This is a genomic window from Providencia xihuensis (assembly GCF_041953405.1).
Classification (GTDB): domain Bacteria; phylum Pseudomonadota; class Gammaproteobacteria; order Enterobacterales; family Enterobacteriaceae; genus Providencia; species Providencia vermicola.
In genome coordinates this window covers 4,175,566-4,198,967 of the sequence record NZ_CP169565.1, presented here as the reverse complement: position 1 = coordinate 4,198,967, position 23,402 = coordinate 4,175,566, and the positions used below count along the sequence as shown (strand labels likewise).

Sequence of the window (23,402 nt, the reverse complement as noted above, 5' to 3'; positions counted from 1 at the left end):
AATTAACATTCTCCACTGGTTTTATACGTGATAACGGGCTTTAGCCGAGCCACGACCTGAATAACACCCATATTCACCATACTTTCAATCACGGTATCAATAGACTTATAAGATTGTGGGGCTTCTTCGTAAATCAACTGTTTATTTGCACAAATAACACGACTACCTAATGCAGTTCGAGAGAGCTGAAGCGGTGTATAACGGTGTGATAATCGTCCTTTACATTCAGTTCGCATCCACTTGCGACCCGCGCCATGAGCAAGAGAATTAAGACAAGCTTCATTCGGCTGAGGGGCGACTAAATAACTGTAATCCCCTCGTGAGCCTGGGATTACAACAAAACCACGATCAGAAGGCGTTGCGCCTTTACGATGAAGCCAGCCATCAATCCCGTTGATATTATAGGGCTCAACTAAATTATGGTTGATATCTAAGCTCAGCTCCCCTGTTGCTTTAACTTGTTGCAACAGGCGTAAGCCAATTAAACGTCGGTTTACCTGTGCAAAATTGAGTGCACACTGATGCGCATGTAGGTATTCTTTTGCATCATCAGAGTCTTCATAAAGTCCGTTGTGGCTGTGACGTTCCACATGTTGACGTAAGATAGTTTGCCCTAAACCACGGGAGCCACTGTGAACGAGTAACAGTAACTGTTGTTTATTTAAACCGCTTTCGGCAAATAATTTAGGCTGTAATATTTCATCGATTGATTGAAATTCAGCAAAATGATTACCGCCACCAATAGAACTTAGTGATGCCATAAAATCATGTGATTGCATGTCATTAGGGACATGCTCATCAAGCCATGCTAACGGGGCGTGGTCTGGCATTTCAGAAAGCTGTTTTTCCAGTTTATCGAGGTTAACTTTAGATTTTTTGATATCTGTTTGAAACAAACTCATTCCGCAGCCAATGTCATTGCCGACAAGGGCAGGGTAGAATCGTTTGGCGGAAAAAAATGCTGCACCAACTGGGTATCCACGGCCAGGATGGAGATCTGGCATGCCAACAACGGATACCATATCAGGTAAGTTAGCAGTAATTTGTAATTGTTGGATTGCTTTACTTTCAATCCATGTTGCTTCTGTGGCGATATAACTCACGTGTTCGCTCACAGAATGAAAGGTATTGCCCATAAGTCATTAACTCATTTCTAATTAAAAAATAAGGTGAATTAGCAGGCAAAACTGAATAGAAAAAATCTAGTACTGAGTATGCCCGCAAAGAGTGTGATTAGTTGTTGTCATGATAAACCTCCTTGCAGTTTGTTATTGAATAGAAAACGCTGCGGATATTATCGAGATATATTTTTTTTTGCAAGCGTTATTTTTTTTAATGAAAAATTTAGCCTTTTTCCTAAAGTTAATAACTTAAATAACAAGTTAAAAATAGATTTTTATTTAAATCGATATTTAATTATTTTTTTAATATCTAAATCAAGTGTTTTGAATAAATGCTTTTCTGAGATTAAATGTGCTAAAAATATAAAATTTTGCTACTTTACTGTTGGGTGATTGAGCCTTTCTGGTTCAAGTAACTTATTTTGGATCAGAAATGAAAAAGCTCCGTTGTTATTATTCACCAACGAGGCCCAATCCAAACCTAGACAGTTAGAATTGTGCCTCTTAACAATTAAGAGGTCAAGGGAAATGAGCAAGTTCGCAGTGATTGCGTTTATATCGGCGTGTATTACCGTGTTAGGTATTTCGTTATTAATACGCGACAGAGTATGTTATGTCGTGATTAGTCATGGAAATACGGTTGTTCAGACAATATTTTCTTACGAAGAATAATGTTGTATTACGAAGGCGTTAATTCCCTCGTAATTTCTCTTTTTAATTGTGTTAGGTTTTGGAATTAAGCACTCAATTAAAAACACCCCAAGGTTTTATTTAATCCATGGGGTGTTTATTTTGTCATCGCTTTATTTTAAATAATTAAATAAAGACAACTACTAAGCAATATGAACCGTTTTTCCGCCGATAATCGTACGCAGTACTTTTACATTTTCAATATCATCCGCAGGGATTTCAAATACATTACGATCCAATACAATCATATCTGCGAATTTACCTGCTTCTAATGAACCAAGGACGTCTTCTCGGTGCTGTGCATAAGCCGAGTCAATCGTTGCGCTGCGAAGAACTTCAGTCACAGTCAGGTTACGGTCATTATCTAGTCGTGGTGCTTGTTGGCCATTAATATCACGGCCTCGGCGTGTTGCTGCCACTTTTAAGTCATACCACTCATCAAAGTCATCGATAGGCCAGTCGCTACCAAATGCGACAACTGCACCAGCATCAACAAATTTAGCGATTGGCTCTAATTGCTCAAAACGTTCTTCACCCAGCATATTCTTTTCAAATGCAGCCAACTCAGGTGTTGGTGCTGCCCACTGGAAAGACAAGCAAGCAATGGTTTTTAAGCGAGCAAAGCGTGCGTAATCATCCGCATGAACAAGTTCGTTGTGTGCTAGGCCTGGGCGAATATCTTTTTCAGGGTGAGCTGCACGCATTTTTTCGATGGCATCTAAAACAATCGAAACGGCACCTTCGCCAACGGTATGCAAGTGTGGGTCATAGCCTGCCGCTGCAATTTTTTCCATTAGCTCATCGAGGATTTCAGCGGTGAAATAGAGGTCGCCATAGTTGTCGGTTTCAACCCAATTTGGTGCATCATCGGTACCTTGGTTAATGCGATAAGGCTGTAATAATGACGCCGTCATGGTTGGAAATTGCATCACACCATCGACAAACATCTTAATATTATTTAAACCGATACCTGGTGTTGGAGTCCAATCAGCTTGGTGCCATTTTTTAGCGAAAGCAACCGCTTTATCAACTGCAGCAGCAACAGAGGCCACATTAGGCGTTTCATCTGGCGTGATTTCACGAGCCGCTTGGAAACGAATTGTGAGGTCACCGCGTTGTTGTAATTGTGCAAATGCCTCGAGTTGTTGCTCAGAAACTCGGGCGTCCATCACCATGGTAACACCTTGCTGATTAAGCACTTTTTGCACGAGCTCTGCAACTTCAATCGCTTGGTCATCACGAATAGAAGGGATACTATCAGCAGCACGCATCGCAGGGGCATCTTCTAAAATACCGTTAAGTTCACCATTTTCATATTTACCAATTTTACCATCTGGTGGCTCAGGGGTGTCTTTGGTAATACCGAAGAGCTCGAGAGCACGGCTATTGGCAAGCAATGTGTGGCAATCGTTCGAAAAGAGCACGACAGGGCGTTTGGTATTCAGTTTGTCCATGTCTTCGCGGTACATATCAATACCTGCGGGGATCATGCCTTGGCGTAACCAAGCAGTGACTTTTAACCAATCATTTTCACCCGTACGTGGGTCTTTATCTAAGTGATCTTGTACACGTTCGAGAATTTGATTAATGGTCAGTGATTCATAGTTTAAATGGCAGCCGAATAATTGAATTCCCCCCCAAAAAGGGTGCATATGGCCATCAATGATGCCAGGCATCATCATTTTGCCTTCTAAATCGATACTTTCCGTTTCTGGCCCAACGTATTGATGAAGCTCATCAGACGAGCCTGTGGCTAAGACATAACCATCACGAACAGCAATCGCATCAACGATGCGGTCTTGAGTATCTGCGGTATAGATATAACCGTTAAAATAAATAACGTCAGCAAATTGATTATTCATTGTAAACCGTCTGTATCAGTGGCGCTTGAGAAGAGCCAGAGCTAAAAAAACAACGGGGAAGGCTAATGCTTTCCCCGTAATCATTTATTAGGCTTTGAATGATTAGTTAATAATCATCTCAGTTTCATCGTCAGAAATTGCAGGTGGACGACGAGTAAAGCCATGGGTGAGCAATGCCAAATAAACGGCACCTGCTGCTAACCACCATAAACCGACCTTAAAGGCTTCGCTATCAAGGCTTGTCCATAACCATAAGGTGAGAACAACACCAATGGAAGGCATGATAAGGCAGGTAATCATTTTTGTATTATCTAATGACGCTTTGCGATCAATATAAAAATGCTTAATGACCGATAAGTTCACGAAGGTGAATGCAATAAGGGCACCAAAGCTGATCATCGAGGCGACCATGCTTAAAGACAATACTAGCGAAAGCAAGGACGCAACCGCAACAAAGATAATTGAATAAATTGGTGTATTAAGCCTTGGGTGCAAATAAGCAAACAGTGAACGAGGTAGTACACCCTCACGGCCCATTGCATAGAAAATCCGCACGATACTGGCTTGTGATGTCATCGCAGAAGCAAAAACACCAATCACATAAGCGGTAATAAAGCTGGATGCCATCATCGCACCGCCAACTTGTTTCATCACCGCAAGGCTAGCAATATCTGTATTCGGAATGAAATCTTGCCACATTGGGTACACTAAATGCGCACCATAGGAAATAACCACAAATAAGGTACCAGCGATAAATACAGTGTATAAAATCGCTTTTGGTAATGCGTTACGTGCATCTTTGGTTTCTTCCGCCATGGTTGAAATCGCATCAAAGCCTAAGAATGCTAGACATAAGACGGCGGCTCCCGCAAAGAGTCCTGGTACTTGATCTGCCATGACTGTAATGGGCGCTAATAAGGCATCAGTATCCAATACAAATGATGTTTTAAAGCTTAAGTATAAAAACACGCCAATAAACACAATTTGCATCAAAATGATTAGCATATTCATTGAGGAAACTAACTTAATTCCCAAAATATTCATAATGCTAACAATAGTGATGGTACTGCAAATAATCACATACATTGGAATATCAGGGAAAGCTTCATGAACGAAGATCCCAATGGCAATGTAGTTGATGATCGGTAGAAATAGATAGTCGAGCAATTGTGCCCAACCCACTAAAAAGCCGAGTGTGCCGCCAAAGGTTTTTTGCACATAAGAATAGGCCGACCCCGAAAGTGGGAGTGCGCTAGTCATGCGACAATAGCTCATAGCAGTGAAGAAGACGGCAGCTAATGTAATTAAATAAGCGACAGGGAGATGCCCTTCACTTAATACAGTGACTTGCCCATAGGTGGTGAAAATCCCGAGTGGCACCATATAGGCCAGCCCGAAAAAAACTAACGCAGGAGTGGTCAGTACGCGTTTCATTTGAACGGTATTCTGTTGCATTTTGAAGCCCTTCCCAAAAGCCCTTAACAACGTCAACTCTGTCTGAATGCACAGGCGGAGTGAACCTAAAATGCAGCCGTACTCGTCATACTTCGAATCACAACGTTGTTGGCTTCGCGCGTTCGCCCTAGTCACATACTTTTGTATGCTCCTAGCGACTCTCTTGCTTGCCGCCTAGTTGTGTTTCCGAATTATTTAGAGTCATACTCGTCATACTTGGAATCACAAGATTGTGGTTTTGCGCGTTCGCCCTAGTCACATACTTTTGTATGCTCCTAGCGACTCTCTTGCTTGCCGCCTAGTTGTGTTTCCGAATTATTTAGAGTCACACTCGTCATACTTCGAATCACAAGATTGTGGTTTTGCGCGTTCGCCCTAGTCACATACTTTTGTATGTTCCTAGCGACTCTCTTGCTTGCCGCCTAGTTGTGTTTCCGAATTATTTAGAGCCTTACCGCTACATGATTGTATTAAATTAAATTTTAGAGCCGGCTGTATTCAATTTCAGAAAACCTCGCACCAGGACATCTTAAATTGAATGTCATCGTGCGCACTTTAATGAAACGTCAGTGATGAATCGGACCATCACCATCCGCTGGGGTGAATACAAACGGCGTACAATATAATTACCAAGTTCCTATTAAGCAATCATTAATTGAAAAAAATAAACAACTACTTTTATTTCAATAAGTTGTTTATTAGATGAGATATTAATTGAAGTGAATTTAAGATAAGTTAAATAATAATCATTTTAAGAAGAAAATCAAGCTTAATTAGTCGGGTCTAACTATTTGATTTTTATGTCATATTGTTGGTAATGGAAGAGAGGTAAGGATATTTAATGATAATTAATCTATTTTATTTACGGTTATTTAAAATAAAAGACATAGGACATTGAAAATTAAATTCATGAAATCTCTTTCATTAATTAAATTAATTGTTTTGGTTCCATATAATGAAACACCAACACCGATTTAAATATAAAACGGACGCTGGTGTTTGAGTTTAGGGCTAATGAACAGCTAATTGAGATACAAAAATACAATAAGCGTTATTTTTTTCTCAGTTTTTGTTGAGTATATAATGCATCTAATGTAAATAAAATTAATGCAACCCAGATAAAACCAAAGGTGATTAGCAACTCAGATGTCATGACTTCGCCATACATAAACACTGCCAATAAGAACATAATACTTGGCCCCATGTATTGGAAGAAGCCTAATGTTGATAGTCTTAAATGATTAGCCGCTTCAGTAAATAACAGTAATGGCACCGTAGTAATAACCCCAGCAGCAATTAATAATGCATTGAGATGCCAATCATTCATTGCCATATTGCTAGTCGGACTGTCTGCAAAGAATAACAGGAAGATAATGCCGACAGGGAGTAACCAAAGTGTTTCAAAGGTCATTCCAATTTGTGCATCAACCCCTAATTTTTTACGTAATAACCCATAAGTTGCGAAGGTTACAGCAAGACTTAAGCCAATCACGGGAACAGAACCGAATTGCCACAATTGGATTAAAACGCCAGTTAAAGCGAGACCTACGGCTATCCATTGCATGCGGCGGAAACGTTCTTGTAGAAATAGCATCCCAAATAAGACGTTAACGAGCGGGTTAATAAAATAGCCAAGGCTGGCTTGTAGCATATGACCATTATTGACAGCCCAAATATAGATCAGCCAGTTACAGGCAATCGTGGTTGCGGTAACACCTAAAATTAATATTTTCTTTGGTTGCTTGATAACTTGGCGTAGATAACTCCAGTGCCGTGTTACAGTTAATAACAAAAGCATAAAGAAAAATGACCAAATAATACGATGAGTCAGGATTTCTTCTGCGGGCACTTCTTGGATGCTTTTAAAATAAATAGGGGCGACACCCCAAATAAAATAGGCGCCTAAGGCACATAATACGCCTTTGGTAGTATTTTGCTGGCTCATTGTTGGCTCTGAAATTGAATTAAAGACAAAAAAGAAACTTATACAGAGATAACGAGCCGTAGATTATGCAGATCATGCGGCTCGATTTTTGATGCATCTAATGTGACATTGCTCATGTTTTTTTACAAGCTATTAGTTTACTAGGTAACTAATTATTTACAAGATTGGTTTATCCTACGAGATAAGTTGCCGTTGCCGTTGCAATATGTTGATTATTTTCATTATGTAATTCACAACGCGTGACAGCAATCTTATTACCATCCCGCAATAAGCTTGCACTCGCTGTAAATACCTCTCCGCGACCTGGACGCAAATAATCGACACGTAAATCAATGGTGCCCATGCGAGACATTTTATCGACAATTTCAGAATGAGTGAGCGGATTAATGCGCTGTAAAATGCGGTTAATGCACACCATCCCGCCAGCAACATCCAAAATAGAAGCAATCACGCCACCATGTAGAATATTTTGCGTAAAATTGCCGATCAACTCTTGGCGATTCTCAATGGTGAGTTGAACAAAATCATCGTTAATGTGTGCCAGTTTAATACCGATTAGCTGATTAAAAGGCATTTTATAGATAAATGCGTGGCTCATTAGCTCACTGGCTTCTTCTAAAGAATAAGTACGGTCATTCATCGGTTTCATCCCTTAAATAATATGTAAATAGAACGTTAACATTATGTATTAACTATGTCTCTAACAAACATATGAATAATCTTTCAACAGCAAAGCAGTTTTGTGTGTAAAATAGGACAAACTTTATTTTTATGACACTGAAAATAGGAATGACTAATGCGCGCTTTACCGATGTTGATAAGTGCAGTGCTCTGTTTTTGGTCTGCTTCACTGTTTGCTACTGAAAATACGGATGTTCAAGCTGATCAGAATATAAAGGATAACACGCCAATTCGCGGTAGCATTATTTCTGGTTTATTGCAAAATTATGATAATCCATTTGTTTTGTATCCTTATGAATCTAATTACATTATTTATACCTATACCTCTTCGATGAATAAAAACGCAATCTCCAGTTATAACTGGGGTGATGATGCGTTAAAGGATGAAGTTAAATTTCAATTAAGCTTAGCATTTCCACTTTGGGCGGGTATTGCTGGGGATGACTCTATTTTAGCGGTTTCGTATACTCAGCGTTCTTGGTGGCAGCTGAGTAATAAACAAGAATCCTCCCCTTTTAGGGAAACTAATTACGAGCCCCAAGTATTTGTCGGTTGGTTAACTGATTATCAATTTGCAGGCTGGACCCTACGTGAATTTGAAACGGGTTTTAACCATGAATCCAATGGTCGCTCTGACCCTACATCCCGCAGTTGGAACCGTATTTATGCACGAGCCATGGCGCAAAATGGAAATTGGCAGGTTGATCTCAAACCGTGGTATCGCATTCATGAAAGTGAAGGCAGTGATGATAACTCAGACATCACAAAATACATGGGATATTACCGTGTAAAAGTCGGCTATGCGTTGGGGGACAGTGTCTTTACTACTACTGGTCGTTATAATTGGAATACAGGGTATGGTGGTGCAGAATTAGGTTGGAGTTATCCAATCAGTAAACATGTGCGATTTTATACCCAGTTATTTAGCGGTTATGGTGAGTCAATGATAGACTACAATTATCGCCAAACACGTTTTGGTATTGGTGTTATGCTAAACGATATGATGTAGTTTAGATTCCCCATCGCCCCATATTATCTGACAAGGCTAAATTGCCGTGTCATAAACCAACAATTTCGCTGCTCACATGGGCAGCGACTTGTTTTAGAAATAGAGGAAGTTTGTGTCCACTGCTTGTGTCATTAACCAACTTTCACTGGCTGAAAACGTGCTTAATAGCACGTTTGGTTATCAGTCATTTCGTCCAGGCCAAGATGCGGTCATCGGTGCTATTTTAGATAACCGTGATTGTTTAGTATTAATGCCAACGGGTGGTGGAAAGTCCTTGTGTTATCAAGTCCCTGCGCTTGTAAAGCAAGGCGTGACGTTGGTGGTTTCACCGCTTATTTCCTTGATGAAAGATCAGGTTGACCAACTACGTTTGCATGGTGTGAATGCGGCCTGTTTAAACTCATCTCAAACTCCGTTAGAACAGCGTCAAATCATGGAGTTATGCAGCAGTGGTGAGATCAAATTGTTGTATGTTGCCCCTGAGCGGCTATTAACTGATTATTTTCTCAATCAGCTTTCAAGCTGGGACATCACGTTATTAGCGGTGGATGAAGCTCACTGCATTTCTCAATGGGGACATGATTTTCGGCCTGAATATCGTGCATTAGGGCAGTTGCGCCAAGCGTTACCCAATGTGCCTGTTATGGCACTAACCGCAACGGCCGATGAAACCACACGAACCGATATTATCCGCTTATTGGAACTCCATGATCCACTCGTTCATATCAGTAGTTTTGATAGGCCGAATATCCGTTACACTTTGGTCGAAAAATATAAGCCTTTAGATCAGCTTTGGTTTTTCATTAAAGGCCAAAAAGGCAAAGCAGGTATTGTTTATTGTAATAGCCGTAGCAAAGTGGAAGAAACCGCGGAACGTTTGCAAAAACGTGGATTAAGTGTTGCAGCTTACCATGCAGGGTTAGATAGCCAACAGCGTGAGTGGGTACAGGATGCATTTTTAAAAGATAATTTACAGATTGTCGTTGCGACAGTTGCATTTGGTATGGGGATAAACAAATCAAATGTCCGTTTTGTGGCCCACTTTGATATCCCACGTAATATCGAGGCTTACTACCAAGAGACTGGGCGAGCAGGGCGCGATGGTGTTGAAGCTGAAGCTGTCTTATTTTATGACCCTGCGGATATGGCGTGGCTGCGTCGTTGTCTTGAAGAAAAACCCGCAGGCATGCAACAGGATATTGAACGGCACAAACTTAATGCCATTGCTGCCTTCGCTGAAGCGCAAACTTGTCGTCGCTTAGTTCTACTTAACTACTTTGGCGAAAACCGTCAGCAGCCTTGTGGTAACTGTGATATTTGTTTAGACCCACCAAAGCAATACGATGGGTTAATTGATGCTCAAAAAGCACTTTCTTGCATTTATCGTGTTGGTCAGCGCTTTGGTATCGGCTATATTGTTGAAGTATTGCGCGGGGCAAATAACCAACGCATTCGTGATTTAGGCCATGATAAATTACCTGTTTATGGTATCGGCAAAGAGCAAAGCAATGAACATTGGATAAGTGTGATCCGTCAATTGATCCACTTAGGGATGATCACTCAAAACATTACTCATTTTTCCGCGCTGCAGTTAACGGAAGCGGCAAGGCCCATTTTACGCGGGGAATCTGCGTTACAGCTTGCCGTACCACGGGTTTTAGTCACAAAAAGCCGTAATCAGCAAAACAAAGTTTACCATGGCAACTATGATAAGAAGCTGTTTGCCAAACTGCGAAAATTACGTAAGTCGATAGCAGATGAGGACAATATCCCGCCATTTGTAGTATTTAACGATGCTACATTAATCGAAATGGCAGAACATGTTCCGACAACTTCCGCAGAATTGTTGCTAATTAATGGTGTTGGTGAACGCAAACTGGAGCGTTTTGGCGAGTCGTTTATGACTCTCATCCGAGACCACCTTGAAGGTTATGAATGAATAAATAAGGAACTGTAGGATGACGCCTGAAAGCCTAAAAAAGCGCTGGTTAACGCGAGAAACTCAGTTTTCAGCTTTTGCGAATGGTCCGCTTTTAGACTTCTGGCAGCGTCGTGAAGAACTGCATTTTCAGGGCGTCGATGATATTCCTATCCACTATGTTCGTTTTATTCATCCGAAGCATCATAAAGCTATTGTCATTTCTCCTGGTCGTAGTGAAAGCTACATGAAATACCCTGAAGTGGCGTATGATTTTTATCACTTAGGTTATGATGTTTTTATTCTTGATCATCGTGGGCAGGGGCGCTCGGGGCGCATGTTAGCGGATCCCCAAAAAGGCCATGTCGAAAAATTTACTGATTATATCGATGATTTTGAAAAGTTTATTGAGTTAGAAGTCAGATATCGCCACTACCTGAAGTGTTATGCATTGGCGCACTCAATGGGGAGTGCCATTTTAGCGGGGTATTTGCTGCGGGACCATGTGACCTTTGATGCAGCCGCGTTATGTGCACCAATGATTGGTATCAATTTACCGATGCCACGTTGGATGGCCAGTTTTATCGTTGATAGAGCCGAATCACGTGAGAGTGTGCGTAATGATTACGCCGCTTCAACGGGCAAGTGGCAACCTTTACCGTATTTAATCAACGTATTAACCCATAGTTCAGAGCGTTATCGGCGCTATTTACGTTACTATGCGGACTACCCTGAATTGCGACTTGGTGGCCCAACATACCACTGGTTGCGTGAAAGTTTTGCGATTGGTGATGCGCTAATTGCAAAAGCGGGAGAAATTGATGTACCACTGATGGTGTTAGAAGCAAGTGAAGAAAAAGTGGTCAGCAATAAAGAGCTACAAGCTTTTTGTCAAAGTCGGCAAAAAGCGCAAATAGGACGAGAAGAAAAATTACCCCTCATTATCGAAGGGGCTCACCATGAAATCCTATTTGAAGTGGATGCATTAAGGGCCATGGCACTCAATGCTATCTGTGATTTTTTTGACCAGTATTAGTTAGGGTTCGAATATGAAATATCCGTTAGTGGCTTCCGATTTGGATGGGACACTGTTATCGCCCAACCATGATTTAACGTCTTATACTAAAGACACCTTAAAACAACTCATTACAACACAAGATGTCCGTTTTGTGTTTGCAACGGGTCGCCATCATGTGGATGTTGCACAAATCCGTGATGGGTTAGGCATTGATGCCTATATGATTACCTCGAATGGGGCAAGGATCCATAATACCAATGGGGATTTAATTTTTGAGCATAATGTGGATGCTGAAATTGCGCATGAACTTTGTTTGATGGAATTTGATAATCCAGAACTTATCACCAATTATTATCACGGTGATGACTGGTTTATTAACCGAGAAAGCCCTGAGCAAAAAGAATTTTTTAAAGAGTCAGTTTTTAATTACCAGTTATTTGATCGCCATGACTTTGCAACATCTGAAGTTTGCAAAGTCTATTTCACGAGTGAAGATCACGATTTGCTGGTGGATTTACAGCAGCGCATTCAAAACCGTTGGCAAGACCGCGTGAATGTCACGTTTTCTCTACGCAGTTGCTTGGAAGTCATGGCGGGAGCGGTTTCTAAGGGAGAGGCTCTCAAGCAGGTTGCGGCGCTGCATGGCTTAATGGCCAATGACAGTATTGCGTTTGGCGATGGCATGAATGACAAAGAGATGCTGACTGTCGCAGGAAAAGGCTGCATTATGCAAAATGCCCATCAATTACTTAAAGATGCCTTACCACAAATGGAGGTCATTGGTTCAAATGCGGATGACGCCGTTGCACGTTATTTAAGACATCAATACCTTAATCAGTAACAATCTATTTTTATGATATAAATAAGCCAGATAGACCCCATGTTTGTCTGGTTTTTTGTATTTCTGGATTAAAAATCAGAATAACCCGTGTGTTATGCAGCGAAACGTGCTTTTTGTGAAAATTAGGTCACTTTTCCTATTTTTTCCTACTTAAACTGAATTTACACTAGGGGAATGGGTGTTTGAGTCGATATTAATGGATAGCACTGTGTTCACAGTTAGCAGATTGCACTGTTGAGGGTTCCTTAGGATGAAAAAAGTTGCGTTAGCACTGTTGTTGGGTTCTGTTTGTTTTAGTTCTGTTTTAACGGCTAAGCCTGTTGTTGCTCCGACAGCGGCTTCATCAACACAGCAGCCTACCCTTGAGGAAATCACACAGTTAGCGCAAAAAGGTGACCCAAACGCTCAATTTCAACTGGGTGAACGTTATTTCAAAGGCCAAGGTGTCTCCCAAGACTCTAAAATTGCTGCTGAGTGGTTTATTAAGGCTGGAAACCAAGGTAACTCTGATGCTCAGTTTCGGCTAGGTACCATGTTTGTGAATGGTTTTGGCGTTCGCCGCGACTATGACAAAGCGATGCTGTGGTATGAACAAGCTGCAGATAACGGCGACACACGTGCAGAAACCAATATGGCAATGATGTATGCGCAAGGCCTTGGTGTGACGCAGAATTTAGAAAAAGCGGCATTTTGGTTTAGAAAGGCAGCACAAGGTGGAAATGTGATCGCACAATTCCATATTGGTCAAATGTATTCAATTGGTAGTGGTGTTGATTTAGATGATGAAAAAGCCGTGTTCTGGTTTCGCAAAGCGGCTAAACAGCAAGATGCTAAATCTCAAGACCGCCTTGGCGTGATGTATTCTGAAGGTCGAGGTGTGAAAAAAAACCTATCGCAAGCTTATGCTTGGCTGTCAACCGCGGTGTATAGCGGTAATGCGGAAAGCCATCGCCTACAAAATAAAATCGCCGCTCAATTAAGCTCAGCGGAACTGGAGCAAGCACAAAAACTGGCAGAAGGTTATATCAAGTCTTACGGGCATAAAGCGGGTTAATTCTTATTGATTAGCGGGAGAACAACTGGGCTCCCGCCATGATGATTATGGACACAATAAGGTAGCCCCAACTCAATCGGTAAAAGCGGTTATATCCCCACCCACGTCGGATCTCTAGTTGCAATGGCTTTGATGAAAGCTTGGCTGCAAGCATTCGAAATACCCCAATATAAACCAGGCAATAGATTTGCCAGAGATAGAGAGTGTTGAAAGCGAATGCCTTTCCAATAATTAATAAGATAATTAATGGGATCAAAAAGAAGAGAATCGACCCAACCCGTTCGAGTTGAGTGATCCGCAATATAATACCTTCGTCTTTATCATTTAAACCTTGCGCCATAATACGGTTTACAGCTCACCAGATTTACGTGAAGGATTACGCGCAGAAAGGTTGTTAGTTGCACTTTGCAGCGAGTTATCGCGTACATCCACCCTTGCTTGGAATGGTGGAAACGGCAAGGTAATGCCTTGTTCTGCGAAGGAGGCCAAGATATTTTGATGAATTTCATGGCGAGCGGGTAAACGGTGCCCCATTTCTGCTGCATACACCCGCAATTCAAATATTTGAATACCTTGTTGCAAATCAACCAAATAAACCTCAGGGGCTGGGTTGTCTAAGATCATTGTGGAGCGTTTTGCCGCACGCAAAATTGTATTGGTGACTAGTTCGCTATTTGCATCAGATGGCGCAGGGATAGTCATCACGATACGAGTGACGGTGTCGGAGAGCGACCAGTTGATAAACTGCTCAGTGATAAAGGCTTTATTTGGCACGATGATTTCTTTTCTATCCCAGTCCGTTAAGGTCGTCGCACGGGTGTTGATCTTGGTAATGCTGCCCGTTAAGTTGCGGATTGTAACGGTATCGCCAATACGGATAGGCTTTTCGAATAGGATCATCAAACCTGAAATAATATTGGCGAAGATCTCTTGTAAACCAAAACCAAGCCCAACCCCCATCGCAGCAACTAACCATTGCAGTTTTGACCATTCGATCCCTAACATTGAGAAACCAACAATCGTGCCAATGATCGTAATGGTGTATTTCGTCAGTGTGCTAATGGCGTAGCCAGTACCTGGTGTTAAGTCCAAATGCTGTAATACGGCTAATTCAAGCAATGCAGGCAGGTTTCTTACCAACTGTGCGGTGACAATAATCGTTAAAATCGCAATAAAAATGGATCCCATCGTAATCGGCTGCACGGTGTCCACACCGTTGACAGTGGAGGTCACATCCCAGAGGCGAATATTTTCAAGGAAAGAAAACGCCGTATGCAATTCAGACCACAGCCAAATTAAGGAAACCAAGGCTATCATGGTTAAAATTGAGCGCACTAGGCCAACAGATTGGGTACTAATAGTATCAAGGTCGATAACCTGTTCCTCGATATCAATATTCCCTTCGCTACTGCCGCTTGATTGCGCATTATCGTCTTCCCCTTTTGCTCGTTGTGCGAGGATTTCAGCACGGCGCTGTTTCGCACGTTCAAAGGCCAGTTTACGGCGCTGCATCGACATCCAACGGCGAATGGTGTGATAGACAATTAAAATCACAAACCAAATCGCTACAGAGGTTTCTAAGCGAGCAAGTAACGCTTGTGATGTGGAGAAATAGCCGAGGATAGAGAAAAATGCCGCCACAATTGGGGCAAGCAAGATCATCCACCATAGGCCTTTATTAACAACATTATCCCCTGAACTGTGCCTATCCAAATAGAGTGGGATCTGAGAACGGCGTAAGTTATTGGTGATTAAGCTTAAAGCGATACAGAGGAAAATAAAGCAGAAACGGCCGACACTGGCAGCGAACTCGCGGTCGCTATAGTGTTCGAAGGTAATAATTGACATAACCAATGGAACAATGACAAATATCGCCATACGGTAATAACGCATCGCCCGTTTTACCGCGTCTTTATCCCAGCCAAAATGCGCAATAAATAAACCTGTTGGACGAGAGAACGTTTCACTGATCATAAATAGCCATAATAGCGGTGTGGTCGCGCTGACACCATAACCAATGGCGGCTGCCATCGGATATTGCCATGCGCTCTGTAGCCCATAACCAATAGCAGACCACATCATGGGTAATGGCAGAGCCACGATAATTGACCAAAAGATAGTTCTGATAGTCAAATAAAAGCGGTCTTGCGTCACTTTACCGATACGTAAACTGGAGCGATCAAGAAAGGCTTGATAATGCTTGCGTGTACTTACGCTGAAGATAACCAAAATGATAGAACCCAAAAGATACAAAAAGGTATCTTGCGTGGTGAGCATCACATTTAGTGCACCAGCGACTTGGGAAAGCGTATCCAGAGATAGCAACTGTGTAATATCAGTAACTAATAAGACTGGATATTTAATATTAATAGGGGGGACATCAGCCACCCAGAATAGATAGCGGTTTGAGGCATCTTTGACTTCTTTAAGCGCATCAGTGAGCTGCCCTGTAGCCACATTGAGCTTAGTCAGTTCCAACATTTCGGCATCAAGGCCTGAAATCAATGAGGTAAGGAGCTCTCGGCGAGTTTTGATCAGCGATTGATATACTTGAACTTGCGCTGGGTTGAGGGCATGTTCAGTTTCTTGCTCGGTGGTATCAATTTTACCTAATCTATCAAGGGCATCTTCGTAATTTAAGCGCTGAACACGTAAATCTGCCATTTCGCGGTCTAGCTGTTGGCTTTTGGGAATATCTGGCAAGCGAGATAATTGCGTTCTTAGAGCTTCACCAAGGGTACTTGAACTGCTGATCCACTGAGCTTGCTCACGGATTGTTGTCAGCGCTTGGCGTGCATCGCGAATGCTGGTGGACATTTCGGTTTGACTGGTATTAATCGCACTCATACGTTGAGCTTGCTGAGTCAGCTCCTGAGACATCTTGCGGTTAATATCTAATTCTTCTTTTAAGAAGGGGGTCAGCTCTCCTTGAGCAGCCAACATTTCCGTGTGTTCTAGCGCCAAAATTGCTTTTTGCTGGCGCTGAGTATTCTGGAAGTCACGTAGGTTTTGTAGCTCAAGTTCCATGCGTTGATAGCGTTTTTTATACAGCTCCAACGTCAGGCGTGAAATTTCTTGGCGGTTATTGGCGGAAAGCTGCGCCATTTCCAGTTCGTTTACTGTAGATTTGCGAGCACTTACTTCGGCTTGAGCCAAGGTATATTGGGCATCAGCTAAAGGTGTTGATGCAGTACTTAACGACTGGAAGCGGGATGTTGCTTCCGTGAGTAAGCGCCTTGCTTCAGACAATTGTTGAGGCAAAATGCTCAATGATTCACTGATTTCACGGCCTTTATCTTGTTCCTGCTGTGTTAAACGGCTTTGATCTAGTAATTGGCTACTTAGTTGGATAATGCGTTGCTCAAGTTCACTTAAGCTAATTCCAACAGGGATAGGGGCAGGTTCATCGTTTTCATTAAGTAATTTTTGGCGTATTTCTTTGATAATTTTAGGGAAGTTATCAATGGCTTCTTGGTAAGACTTTACTTTGGCATCGGAATCGCGGGTTTCGCTCATCCAATTGAGCGCACCTTGCAATGCCTGCGCAATTTCCGCGTCTTTTGGGTTAGTACTCGATTCAAGTTGTTTGAGCTCCTGCTTAATCTGTGCTTCATCCTGCGATGCTATGGGCGCCGCAACAGAAGAAAAAGCGATTAACAAGCTAAGTACAAAACTGATAATCAAACGCACAGTGAGGAGCTCCTTCAAGGACATAACCGTAAATTAAACGCCGACAGATTCGTTATGAGTCTCAACCGAAACCGTCTCGGCGAGTAATTCACCCATGCGTGTTGCATAGCCAGGGATGAGTGATGAATTAAAGGTCACTTTGTTTGGTTCAAACAAGTTAATGACGGTAGAACCTAACTTAAACAGGCCCATTTCTTCCCCTTTTTTCAGGAAAACAGCACCTTCAGAATTTAATTCAGGGTAAACCCAACGTTTGATTACGCCTTCTCGGCAGGTATTTACACAACCACTCCAAACCGTTTCAATGCTACCCACAATAGTGGCACCGACTAAAATTTGCACCATCAGACCAACAGGGGTATCAAAGACACAAATTAAGCGCTCATTACGGGCAAACAGGTTTGGGACGTTTTGTGCCGTTAATGGATTTACAGAGAATAAATCACCTGGAACATAAATCATCTCTTTAAGTAAGCCATCGCAAGGCATGTGGACGCGATGATAGTCACTTGGCGAAAGATAAGTGGTAATGAATTCACCGCCACGAAAACGCTCTGCTAATTGGTGTTGACCTGCCAGTAAGGCTTCAACGGTATAGTTATGGCCTTTTGCTTGGAAAATTTGGTCATCATGAATAGAACCTAATTGGCTCACTGCGCCGTCAGCTGGCTGTGCTAGTTGGTTGTCTTTTTCAACAATTGGGCGAGCGTCTTCTTTGAGTAGACGAATAAAGAAGTCATTAAAGGTTGCGTATGCGGTGAGTTCGCTTTTTTGCGCTTCATTCATATTCACTTTATAGGCTTTAGCAAATAGTTTAATTGCCCATTGCGTCATAAACCCAGCATTGCGACTTGCAAACCAGCCTGCAAATTCAGTAAGGCATTGTTTTGGAAGCATATATTGCAAGCGAATTTTAATTTTGTCTAGCACGTTAACCTCTGATTTTTAAAGGTATGTTAGCGAAAAGGCCGCTATTGTACACAGTTTACTCGTTGTATTTCAAACTGTCGCGTTAGGGGCTATTACCCAGCGATAGCTTGAACTATTTAGCGCAAATTAGCGTCAATTAGAGCAAAGAATTGAGTAATAAAATTGTAAGTACTTACTAACTTTATTTCTCTTTTCCAGTGAAATTGCCGCGCGGCTTCACTTGTTCCATGCTTTCTAAGATGCGATGGTAATTTTCAAAGCGCGATTCTGCAATTTTGTTTGTTTCTACGGCTTCACGTAACAAACAACCTGGGTCATCTAAATGTTTACAGTCACGGAATTTACAACCGCCAAGGTAATCTTTAAATTCGACAAATCCTTTCGTCACTTGTTCCGTGGTTAAATGCCACAAACCAAATTCACGAACGCCAGGGGAGTCAATCACATCGCCACCGAGTGGGAAGTGGTATAAGCGGGCAGTCGTTGTGGTATGTTGCCCCAGACCTGAGTTATCTGAAACATCGTTAACTAAAATGGTTTCTTCGTTATGCGGGAGCAATGCATTGAGTAGGCTGGACTTACCGACACCTGATTGACCCACAAATACTGAAACTTTCCCTGCTAGCGCGTTAGTAAGTGCTTCCATTCCTTCATTAGTATGGCTGGAGACTTCTAACACTTGGTAGCCAATTTCGCTGTAAATTGTCATCAAGTCGCTCACCCACTCACGGTTTTCGTCATCAAGTAGGTCAACTTTGTTAAGGACGATAATCGGTTGAATGCCAATTGTTTCGCAGGCGACAAGATAGCGGTCGATAATATTGAGCGAAAGTTCTGGCAAAATTGCAGAAACAACGACAATTTGGTCGATGTTTGCAGCGATTGGTTTCAAACCATCGTAATAATCAGGGCGAGTAAGTACAGAGTGGCGCTCATGAACAGCTTCGACAATGCCATTAACCTTGATCTCAGTTTGTGTATTCAACGCAGGGCGCCACACCACGTTATCCCCTGTGACGAGGGATGAAATAGTTCTGCGCAAATTACAGCGTTGAATGGTGCCGTCGTTCGCTTCAATATCAGCATGTTGCCCAAAGCGGCTAATGACTAAGCCTTCTTGTGCTTCACCTAATTGGCTATCATCGATTTCAACTGTTTTTTGTTTTTTCAGTCTTTTTTGATGATTTTCTTGAACTCGGCGCTGTTGGCCTTTCGAAAGTTTCTGTTTAGCCACCTGTCCTCTCTTCACTATTGGCTGTCGTTGGAATATCACTCACGCATTAAGGCATGAAGAGTGCTATCATACCTTAACTTCACAGAATGCAGTTAGGGTATATCATGCAAAAGAATGAGAATAATTTAATTTGGATCGATTTAGAAATGACTGGCCTCGATCCCGTTCGTGATCGCATTATTGAAATTGCGACCATTGTAACAGATAGCCATCTTAATATTTTAGCAGAAGGCCCTGTGATTGCAGTTCATCAGACGGATGAGCAACTGGCTCTGATGGACGAATGGAATGTGAATACGCATACAGGAAGCGGTTTAGTTGAACGTGTACGTAAAAGCACAGTAAGCGAACGTGAAGCTGAGCTAGCCACGATTGAGTTTCTTGAGAAATGGGTGCCTAAAGGTGCATCGCCAATTTGTGGTAACAGCGTTGGGCAAGATAGACGCTTCTTATTTAGTTATATGCCTGAATTAGAAAGTTATTTTCATTATCGTTACTTAGATGTGAGCACATTGAAAGAACTTGCTCGTCGTTGGAAGCCTGAAATTTTAACGGGTTTTTCGAAGAAAAATACCCACCAAGCGCTTGATGATATTCGCGAATCAGTCGCTGAGCTGGCTTATTATCGAGAAACATTTATCAAAGAATAAATGTTGAATTAACGAAGGTGCCGCCCTTGAGGCGGCTTTTTTGTCTTTAAATATGATACTGCATTACACATTGCATTACATTTGTCATTACATCACCCTAACAGTAGATCCTGAAAGGAGATTATGATGAGTACTATACAAATTAGAGTTGATGAACAGCTAAAAAAAGATGCGTATCAAGCATTTAATAAATTAAACCTTTCCCCATCCGAAGCGCTAAGGCTATTTCTCCGTTATGTTGCAGAGAATGAAAAGCTTCCGTTTTCTGAGGTTTCTATTGTTGTGAGTGAGGCGGATGAAGATGAGGATATTTTAGCTGTTGTGCGTAATCGTTTAAAAAAACCAGCTAAACGAATAAGAGTGAATATTGATGATATTTGATATTGCATTTGATGGCGTGCTTTAAGGGAATGGAAAAAGCTTGATTACAGTATCTGAGAACAATTTAAAAAGAAGTTAAAAAAATTACAATTAAACCCTTACATAGAATCTTTGCGGTTACACGGAGAGTTATCGAATTGCTATAAAATCAAATTAAGGGCATCAGGGCTTCGCCTTGTGTACCAAGTTATCGATGATGAAATTGTTATTTTTGTTGTCGCAGTTGGTAAAAGTGAAAATGAAAAGGTTTATAAATCTGCGACCAATAGGCTGATATAAATATTATCGTTGAGTAAGTTACCAATGTTAATGTATTGAAATCAGGTTTTTACAACGTGTGTTGATAAAATCACCATTGTGACTATTTTGTCGACAAACGAACAAAAAAATAAAAATTTTGAGTGCAAAGGCTTGCTAGTCTCTGAATTTTTCGTATAATGCGCTCCCCGTACCGATGAAGTTTTTGTAATAATATCGGCGCGGAAAACATCCAGAAATGGTATGCGGGAATAGCTCAGTTGGTAGAGCACGACCTTGCCAAGGTCGGGGTCGCGAGTTCGAGTCTCGTTTCCCGCTCCAAGCTTTCTTGATGTTTTAGCTAAAGCACTATTTTCGTGATGCGGGAATAGCTCAGTTGGTAGAGCACGACCTTGCCAAGGTCGGGGTCGCGAGTTCGAGTCTCGTTTCCCGCTCCAAACTTTCTTAGTGTTTTAGTAAAATTGCAGTACCCACCAAATGCGGGAATAGCTCAGTTGGTAGAGCACGACCTTGCCAAGGTCGGGGTCGCGAGTTCGAGTCTCGTTTCCCGCTCCAATCTCTTGTTTATATCATCTAAATTTTTTCTTTGTAATTTTAATCCAAATGATATTTTAGTATTAAAGCATTAAGTGGAATTACTAATTTCATCTAACGGTTTTTTGTACGTAATTTTATTGTTGGTACCCTTGCTAAGCTAGGATCCACACGCCTTCGCCGATCTTTCTTGGATCTAATTTGGATTTTTGCTTGCATTCAACTACGGGTCACCATAGAATAGCCACCCCTCAGTAATAGGGCATTCTAAAGGTATTTATGTCCTTAAGGTAAAAGTTTAAATAATAAACAAAAAGGTGTTTTTTATTTAACTCAGGCAAATTTTCGTTTTAACCTAGTTTTTTGGCAACTTTTTTCGAGTAGTTAACGTAAAATCAGCATTTTTCTTCACAATTCAGCATCAAAAAGTTATCCACAGCTTGTTGAGTTGCGACCCATCTATATGCCAATTTGAAATAACTTATTGCACAGAGTTATCCACAGGCTAACTTCACTATTCTTTTCTTACTGTCAGGTAAAGATAATCAGAACTCTTATCTGTAACTCATTGATTTATAGTCGATGAATTTATTTTTTGAAAATGTGCTAAGCACAACTTGCAAATTCTTTACCTATTGTCTGCAAAGCGATTTTTTATTTTATTCACATCGATTTGACAATTATAGATTTCAGTTATATAGCAGGCCTTTTTTTAGGCGTCGCGAGGTAAACCTTTAGTAATCGCCCGTACAAGGCGTTTTTGTTGTGAAGTTTGAATTGTCACTTGGTTCTCAAGACGTCGGCTAAGCTGTTGTTGTATAGACCAATGAAAGTGCTCGTCTAACATTTCATTGATCCCCAACCTATTTTGTAATGCAAGCACAATACTATCTTGATAAGGCGCATTGCCCAGTGCGACACTGATGTTTCTTAACCATTTAATATAACCAATGCGACGAATGGCAGACCCTTCCGTTACCTTCAAAAACCTGTCTTCATCCCACGAAAATAATTCAAGAAGCTCTGGCGTATGCAGCGCTTGCCTTGGGCTAAAATCTTCTTCGTCAGTGAGTTGGGAGAAACGGTTCCATGGGCAAATTAATTGGCAGTCATCACAGCCATAAATTCGGTTACCCATTAATGGACGAAACTCTTCAGGTATCGCGCTATCAAGTTCAATTGTTAAATAGGAAATACAGCGTCTTGCATCAACAGTATAAGGCTCAACAATGGCGCCTGTTGGGCAGGTTGTCATACAGGCAACGCAGCGGCCGCAGTCATCTTCAATGGGTTTATCGACAGGAACAGGTAGGTTGATCAGCAGTTCTCCAAGGAAAAACCACGAGCCTGCTTCACGATTTAATACCAATGAGTGCTTTCCAGTCCACCCTAGGCCAGCTTTAACGGCAAGAGGCCGCTCTAAGATTGGCGCAGAGTCAACAAATGGACGAAAATTAAGATCCTCAACGGTTGTACCATCCGCAAGGAGCGCCCCATCAAATTCACGGCAGTAAGCTAAAATACGATCTGCAAGGGCTTTTAAGCGTTTTTTTAATAGCTTATGATAGTCGCGACCAAGGGCGTAGCGGCTAACATACCCGAGCTCAGGGTTATTCAGTGTGCTGGCAAACGCCGCTTTGGCGGGCAAATAGTTCATGCGAACACTGATGGCCCGTAAAGTGCCAGGATGGAGCTCATGGGGACGTGCCCGCATCATTCCGTGGCGGTTCATCCATTCCATTTCACCGTGGTATTGCTTGTCGAGCCATGCCTGCAGTTTGGGTTCTTCCGCGGACAGGTCAGTATCGCAGATCCCCACCTGTTGGAAGCCTGCTTCAATGCCCCATTGTTTGATAAGTTGAGCGAGAAGGTTGAGATCGAGAAATGCTGCCATCAGATCCTGTCACAGTAAAATAAAACGGCTGGCACTCTACCATGGAAGCGGTTTTTTCTCAAAATTGATGAAAAGAGTGCCTTTCGGTGTTCAGATCTATTATAAGATATTTCTGATCTGATAGTTTCAGCAATGTTAATTAAGAAAAATGACGGCGCTTAGGTTAATATAGTCAATGGTATTTGGAAGAACTGAAACAGGCTTCCTCTCGGATACTGATAACAGTCATTAGACAAT

18 protein-coding genes, 3 tRNA genes and 1 pseudogene are annotated in these 23,402 nt (G+C 41.8%); 12 read left to right on the top strand and 10 right to left on the bottom strand.

Features of this window, described 5'->3' with window-relative positions; genetic code table 11:
- Positions 1 to 2 precede the first annotated feature (2 nt).
- Positions 3 to 1,136 carry an RNA ligase RtcB family protein gene (locus ACE2AL_RS19075; protein WP_272539550.1) on the bottom strand — a complete coding sequence of 378 codons (1,134 nt, stop codon included), beginning with the start codon at positions 1,134 to 1,136 and terminating at the stop codon, positions 3 to 5.
- A 513-nt stretch (positions 1,137 to 1,649) separates the two neighbouring features.
- Between ACE2AL_RS19075 and ACE2AL_RS19070 the strand changes: the two genes are divergently transcribed.
- Entirely contained in the window at positions 1,650 to 1,793 is a 144-nt protein-coding gene (locus tag ACE2AL_RS19070; RefSeq protein WP_272539549.1) for a Hok/Gef family protein, read from the top strand.
- A 161-nt stretch (positions 1,794 to 1,954) separates the two neighbouring features.
- Here ACE2AL_RS19070 and ACE2AL_RS19065 read toward each other — a convergent pair whose 3' ends face one another.
- From ACE2AL_RS19065 to ACE2AL_RS19050, 4 genes are all read right to left on the bottom strand, one after another.
- Positions 1,955 to 3,673 (bottom strand): amidohydrolase, encoded by a 1,719-nt coding sequence (locus tag ACE2AL_RS19065; RefSeq protein ID WP_272573903.1) that lies wholly within the window; start codon positions 3,671 to 3,673, stop codon positions 1,955 to 1,957.
- Between the two features lie 102 nt (positions 3,674 to 3,775).
- Complete coding sequence (locus ACE2AL_RS19060) at positions 3,776 to 5,128, bottom strand: APC family permease (protein ID WP_225820626.1); 1,353 nt, start codon at positions 5,126 to 5,128, stop codon at positions 3,776 to 3,778.
- 1,051 nt (positions 5,129 to 6,179) lie between these two features.
- Complete coding sequence (rarD, locus tag ACE2AL_RS19055; RefSeq protein WP_206083128.1) at positions 6,180 to 7,073, bottom strand: EamA family transporter RarD; 894 nt, start codon at positions 7,071 to 7,073, stop codon at positions 6,180 to 6,182.
- A 169-nt stretch (positions 7,074 to 7,242) separates the two neighbouring features.
- The gene (locus ACE2AL_RS19050) at positions 7,243 to 7,713 is read right to left on the bottom strand and encodes a thioesterase family protein (protein ID WP_206083130.1); all 471 of its coding nucleotides are present in this window, start codon (positions 7,711 to 7,713) and stop codon (positions 7,243 to 7,245) included.
- Between the two features lie 156 nt (positions 7,714 to 7,869).
- On the opposite strand from ACE2AL_RS19050, the gene pldA reads away from it, so the two are divergent.
- The 5 genes from pldA to ACE2AL_RS19025 all read left to right on the top strand — a co-directional run bounded on the left by pldA (position 7,870) and on the right by ACE2AL_RS19025 (position 13,594).
- Positions 7,870 to 8,763: a phospholipase A gene (gene pldA, locus ACE2AL_RS19045; RefSeq protein ID WP_206083132.1), complete on the top strand. Its 894-nt coding sequence runs from the start codon at positions 7,870 to 7,872 to the stop codon at positions 8,761 to 8,763.
- 112 nt (positions 8,764 to 8,875) lie between these two features.
- Positions 8,876 to 10,702: an ATP-dependent DNA helicase RecQ gene (gene recQ, locus ACE2AL_RS19040; protein WP_272539547.1), complete on the top strand. Its 1,827-nt coding sequence runs from the start codon at positions 8,876 to 8,878 to the stop codon at positions 10,700 to 10,702.
- A gap of 19 nt (positions 10,703 to 10,721) precedes the next feature.
- Positions 10,722 to 11,717 (top strand): lysophospholipase L2, encoded by a 996-nt coding sequence (gene pldB / locus ACE2AL_RS19035; RefSeq protein ID WP_206083136.1) that lies wholly within the window; start codon positions 10,722 to 10,724, stop codon positions 11,715 to 11,717.
- A gap of 13 nt (positions 11,718 to 11,730) precedes the next feature.
- A complete protein-coding gene (gene yigL, locus ACE2AL_RS19030; RefSeq protein WP_206083138.1) occupies positions 11,731 to 12,540 on the top strand; it encodes a sugar/pyridoxal phosphate phosphatase YigL in 810 nt (269 codons plus the stop codon).
- Between the two features lie 250 nt (positions 12,541 to 12,790).
- On the top strand, positions 12,791 to 13,594 hold the full coding sequence (locus ACE2AL_RS19025; RefSeq protein WP_272539546.1) for a tetratricopeptide repeat protein: 804 nt from the start codon (positions 12,791 to 12,793) through the stop codon (positions 13,592 to 13,594).
- A 10-nt stretch (positions 13,595 to 13,604) separates the two neighbouring features.
- Here the strand turns inward: ACE2AL_RS19025 and ACE2AL_RS19020 are convergent, their stop codons facing one another.
- The 4 genes from ACE2AL_RS19020 to rsgA form a co-directional block, all read right to left on the bottom strand.
- On the bottom strand, positions 13,605 to 13,934 hold the full coding sequence (locus ACE2AL_RS19020) for a hypothetical protein (RefSeq protein WP_206083142.1): 330 nt from the start codon (positions 13,932 to 13,934) through the stop codon (positions 13,605 to 13,607).
- Between the two features lie 8 nt (positions 13,935 to 13,942).
- Entirely contained in the window at positions 13,943 to 17,284 is a 3,342-nt protein-coding gene (mscM, locus tag ACE2AL_RS19015; protein ID WP_206083144.1) for a miniconductance mechanosensitive channel MscM, read from the bottom strand.
- 33 nt (positions 17,285 to 17,317) lie between these two features.
- Complete coding sequence (gene asd / locus ACE2AL_RS19010; RefSeq protein ID WP_206083146.1) at positions 17,318 to 18,214, bottom strand: archaetidylserine decarboxylase; 897 nt, start codon at positions 18,212 to 18,214, stop codon at positions 17,318 to 17,320.
- A gap of 181 nt (positions 18,215 to 18,395) precedes the next feature.
- Positions 18,396 to 19,448, bottom strand: coding sequence for a small ribosomal subunit biogenesis GTPase RsgA (gene rsgA / locus ACE2AL_RS19005; RefSeq protein ID WP_206083148.1), 1,053 nt, complete (start codon positions 19,446 to 19,448; stop codon positions 18,396 to 18,398).
- Between the two features lie 104 nt (positions 19,449 to 19,552).
- Between rsgA and orn the strand changes: the two genes are divergently transcribed.
- The 6 genes and pseudogenes from orn to ACE2AL_RS18975 all read left to right on the top strand — a co-directional run bounded on the left by orn (position 19,553) and on the right by ACE2AL_RS18975 (position 21,292).
- Positions 19,553 to 20,098 (top strand): oligoribonuclease, encoded by a 546-nt coding sequence (orn, locus tag ACE2AL_RS19000; RefSeq protein ID WP_206083149.1) that lies wholly within the window; start codon positions 19,553 to 19,555, stop codon positions 20,096 to 20,098.
- Between the two features lie 126 nt (positions 20,099 to 20,224).
- Positions 20,225 to 20,479, top strand: a complete 255-nt coding sequence (locus ACE2AL_RS18995) for a type II toxin-antitoxin system RelB/DinJ family antitoxin (RefSeq protein ID WP_272539545.1) — start codon at positions 20,225 to 20,227, stop codon at positions 20,477 to 20,479.
- Positions 20,469 to 20,758, top strand: a pseudogene (locus ACE2AL_RS18990) (type II toxin-antitoxin system RelE/ParE family toxin). The gene ACE2AL_RS18995 and the pseudogene ACE2AL_RS18990 overlap by 11 nt, the downstream one beginning before the upstream one ends.
- Positions 20,759 to 20,982: 224 nt before the next feature.
- A tRNA-Gly gene (locus tag ACE2AL_RS18985) sits at positions 20,983 to 21,058 on the top strand.
- Between the two features lie 40 nt (positions 21,059 to 21,098).
- A tRNA-Gly gene (locus tag ACE2AL_RS18980) sits at positions 21,099 to 21,174 on the top strand.
- A 42-nt stretch (positions 21,175 to 21,216) separates the two neighbouring features.
- Positions 21,217 to 21,292 (top strand) — tRNA-Gly (locus ACE2AL_RS18975).
- A gap of 691 nt (positions 21,293 to 21,983) precedes the next feature.
- On the opposite strand, the gene queG is transcribed toward ACE2AL_RS18975, so the two are convergent.
- Complete coding sequence (gene queG / locus ACE2AL_RS18970; RefSeq protein WP_206083151.1) at positions 21,984 to 23,165, bottom strand: tRNA epoxyqueuosine(34) reductase QueG; 1,182 nt, start codon at positions 23,163 to 23,165, stop codon at positions 21,984 to 21,986.
- Between the last annotated feature and the right edge of the window lie 237 nt (positions 23,166 to 23,402).

Coding starts and splice junctions, on each gene's coding strand:
- yigL (WP_206083138.1), top strand. CDS start 11,731: ATGAAATATCCGTTAGTGGCTTCCGATTTGGATGGGACACTGTTATCG.
- ACE2AL_RS19075 (WP_272539550.1), bottom strand. CDS start 1,136: ATGGGCAATACCTTTCATTCTGTGAGCGAACACGTGAGTTATATCGCC.
- orn (WP_206083149.1), top strand. CDS start 19,553: ATGCAAAAGAATGAGAATAATTTAATTTGGATCGATTTAGAAATGACT.
- ACE2AL_RS19050 (WP_206083130.1), bottom strand. CDS start 7,713: ATGAATGACCGTACTTATTCTTTAGAAGAAGCCAGTGAGCTAATGAGC.
- ACE2AL_RS19020 (WP_206083142.1), bottom strand. CDS start 13,934: ATGGCGCAAGGTTTAAATGATAAAGACGAAGGTATTATATTGCGGATC.
- ACE2AL_RS19065 (WP_272573903.1), bottom strand. CDS start 3,673: ATGAATAATCAATTTGCTGACGTTATTTATTTTAACGGTTATATCTAT.
- ACE2AL_RS19070 (WP_272539549.1), top strand. CDS start 1,650: ATGAGCAAGTTCGCAGTGATTGCGTTTATATCGGCGTGTATTACCGTG.
- ACE2AL_RS18995 (WP_272539545.1), top strand. CDS start 20,225: ATGAGTACTATACAAATTAGAGTTGATGAACAGCTAAAAAAAGATGCG.
- pldA (WP_206083132.1), top strand. CDS start 7,870: ATGCGCGCTTTACCGATGTTGATAAGTGCAGTGCTCTGTTTTTGGTCT.
- pldB (WP_206083136.1), top strand. CDS start 10,722: ATGACGCCTGAAAGCCTAAAAAAGCGCTGGTTAACGCGAGAAACTCAG.
- ACE2AL_RS19025 (WP_272539546.1), top strand. CDS start 12,791: ATGAAAAAAGTTGCGTTAGCACTGTTGTTGGGTTCTGTTTGTTTTAGT.
- ACE2AL_RS19060 (WP_225820626.1), bottom strand. CDS start 5,128: ATGCAACAGAATACCGTTCAAATGAAACGCGTACTGACCACTCCTGCG.
- rarD (WP_206083128.1), bottom strand. CDS start 7,073: ATGAGCCAGCAAAATACTACCAAAGGCGTATTATGTGCCTTAGGCGCC.
- queG (WP_206083151.1), bottom strand. CDS start 23,165: ATGGCAGCATTTCTCGATCTCAACCTTCTCGCTCAACTTATCAAACAA.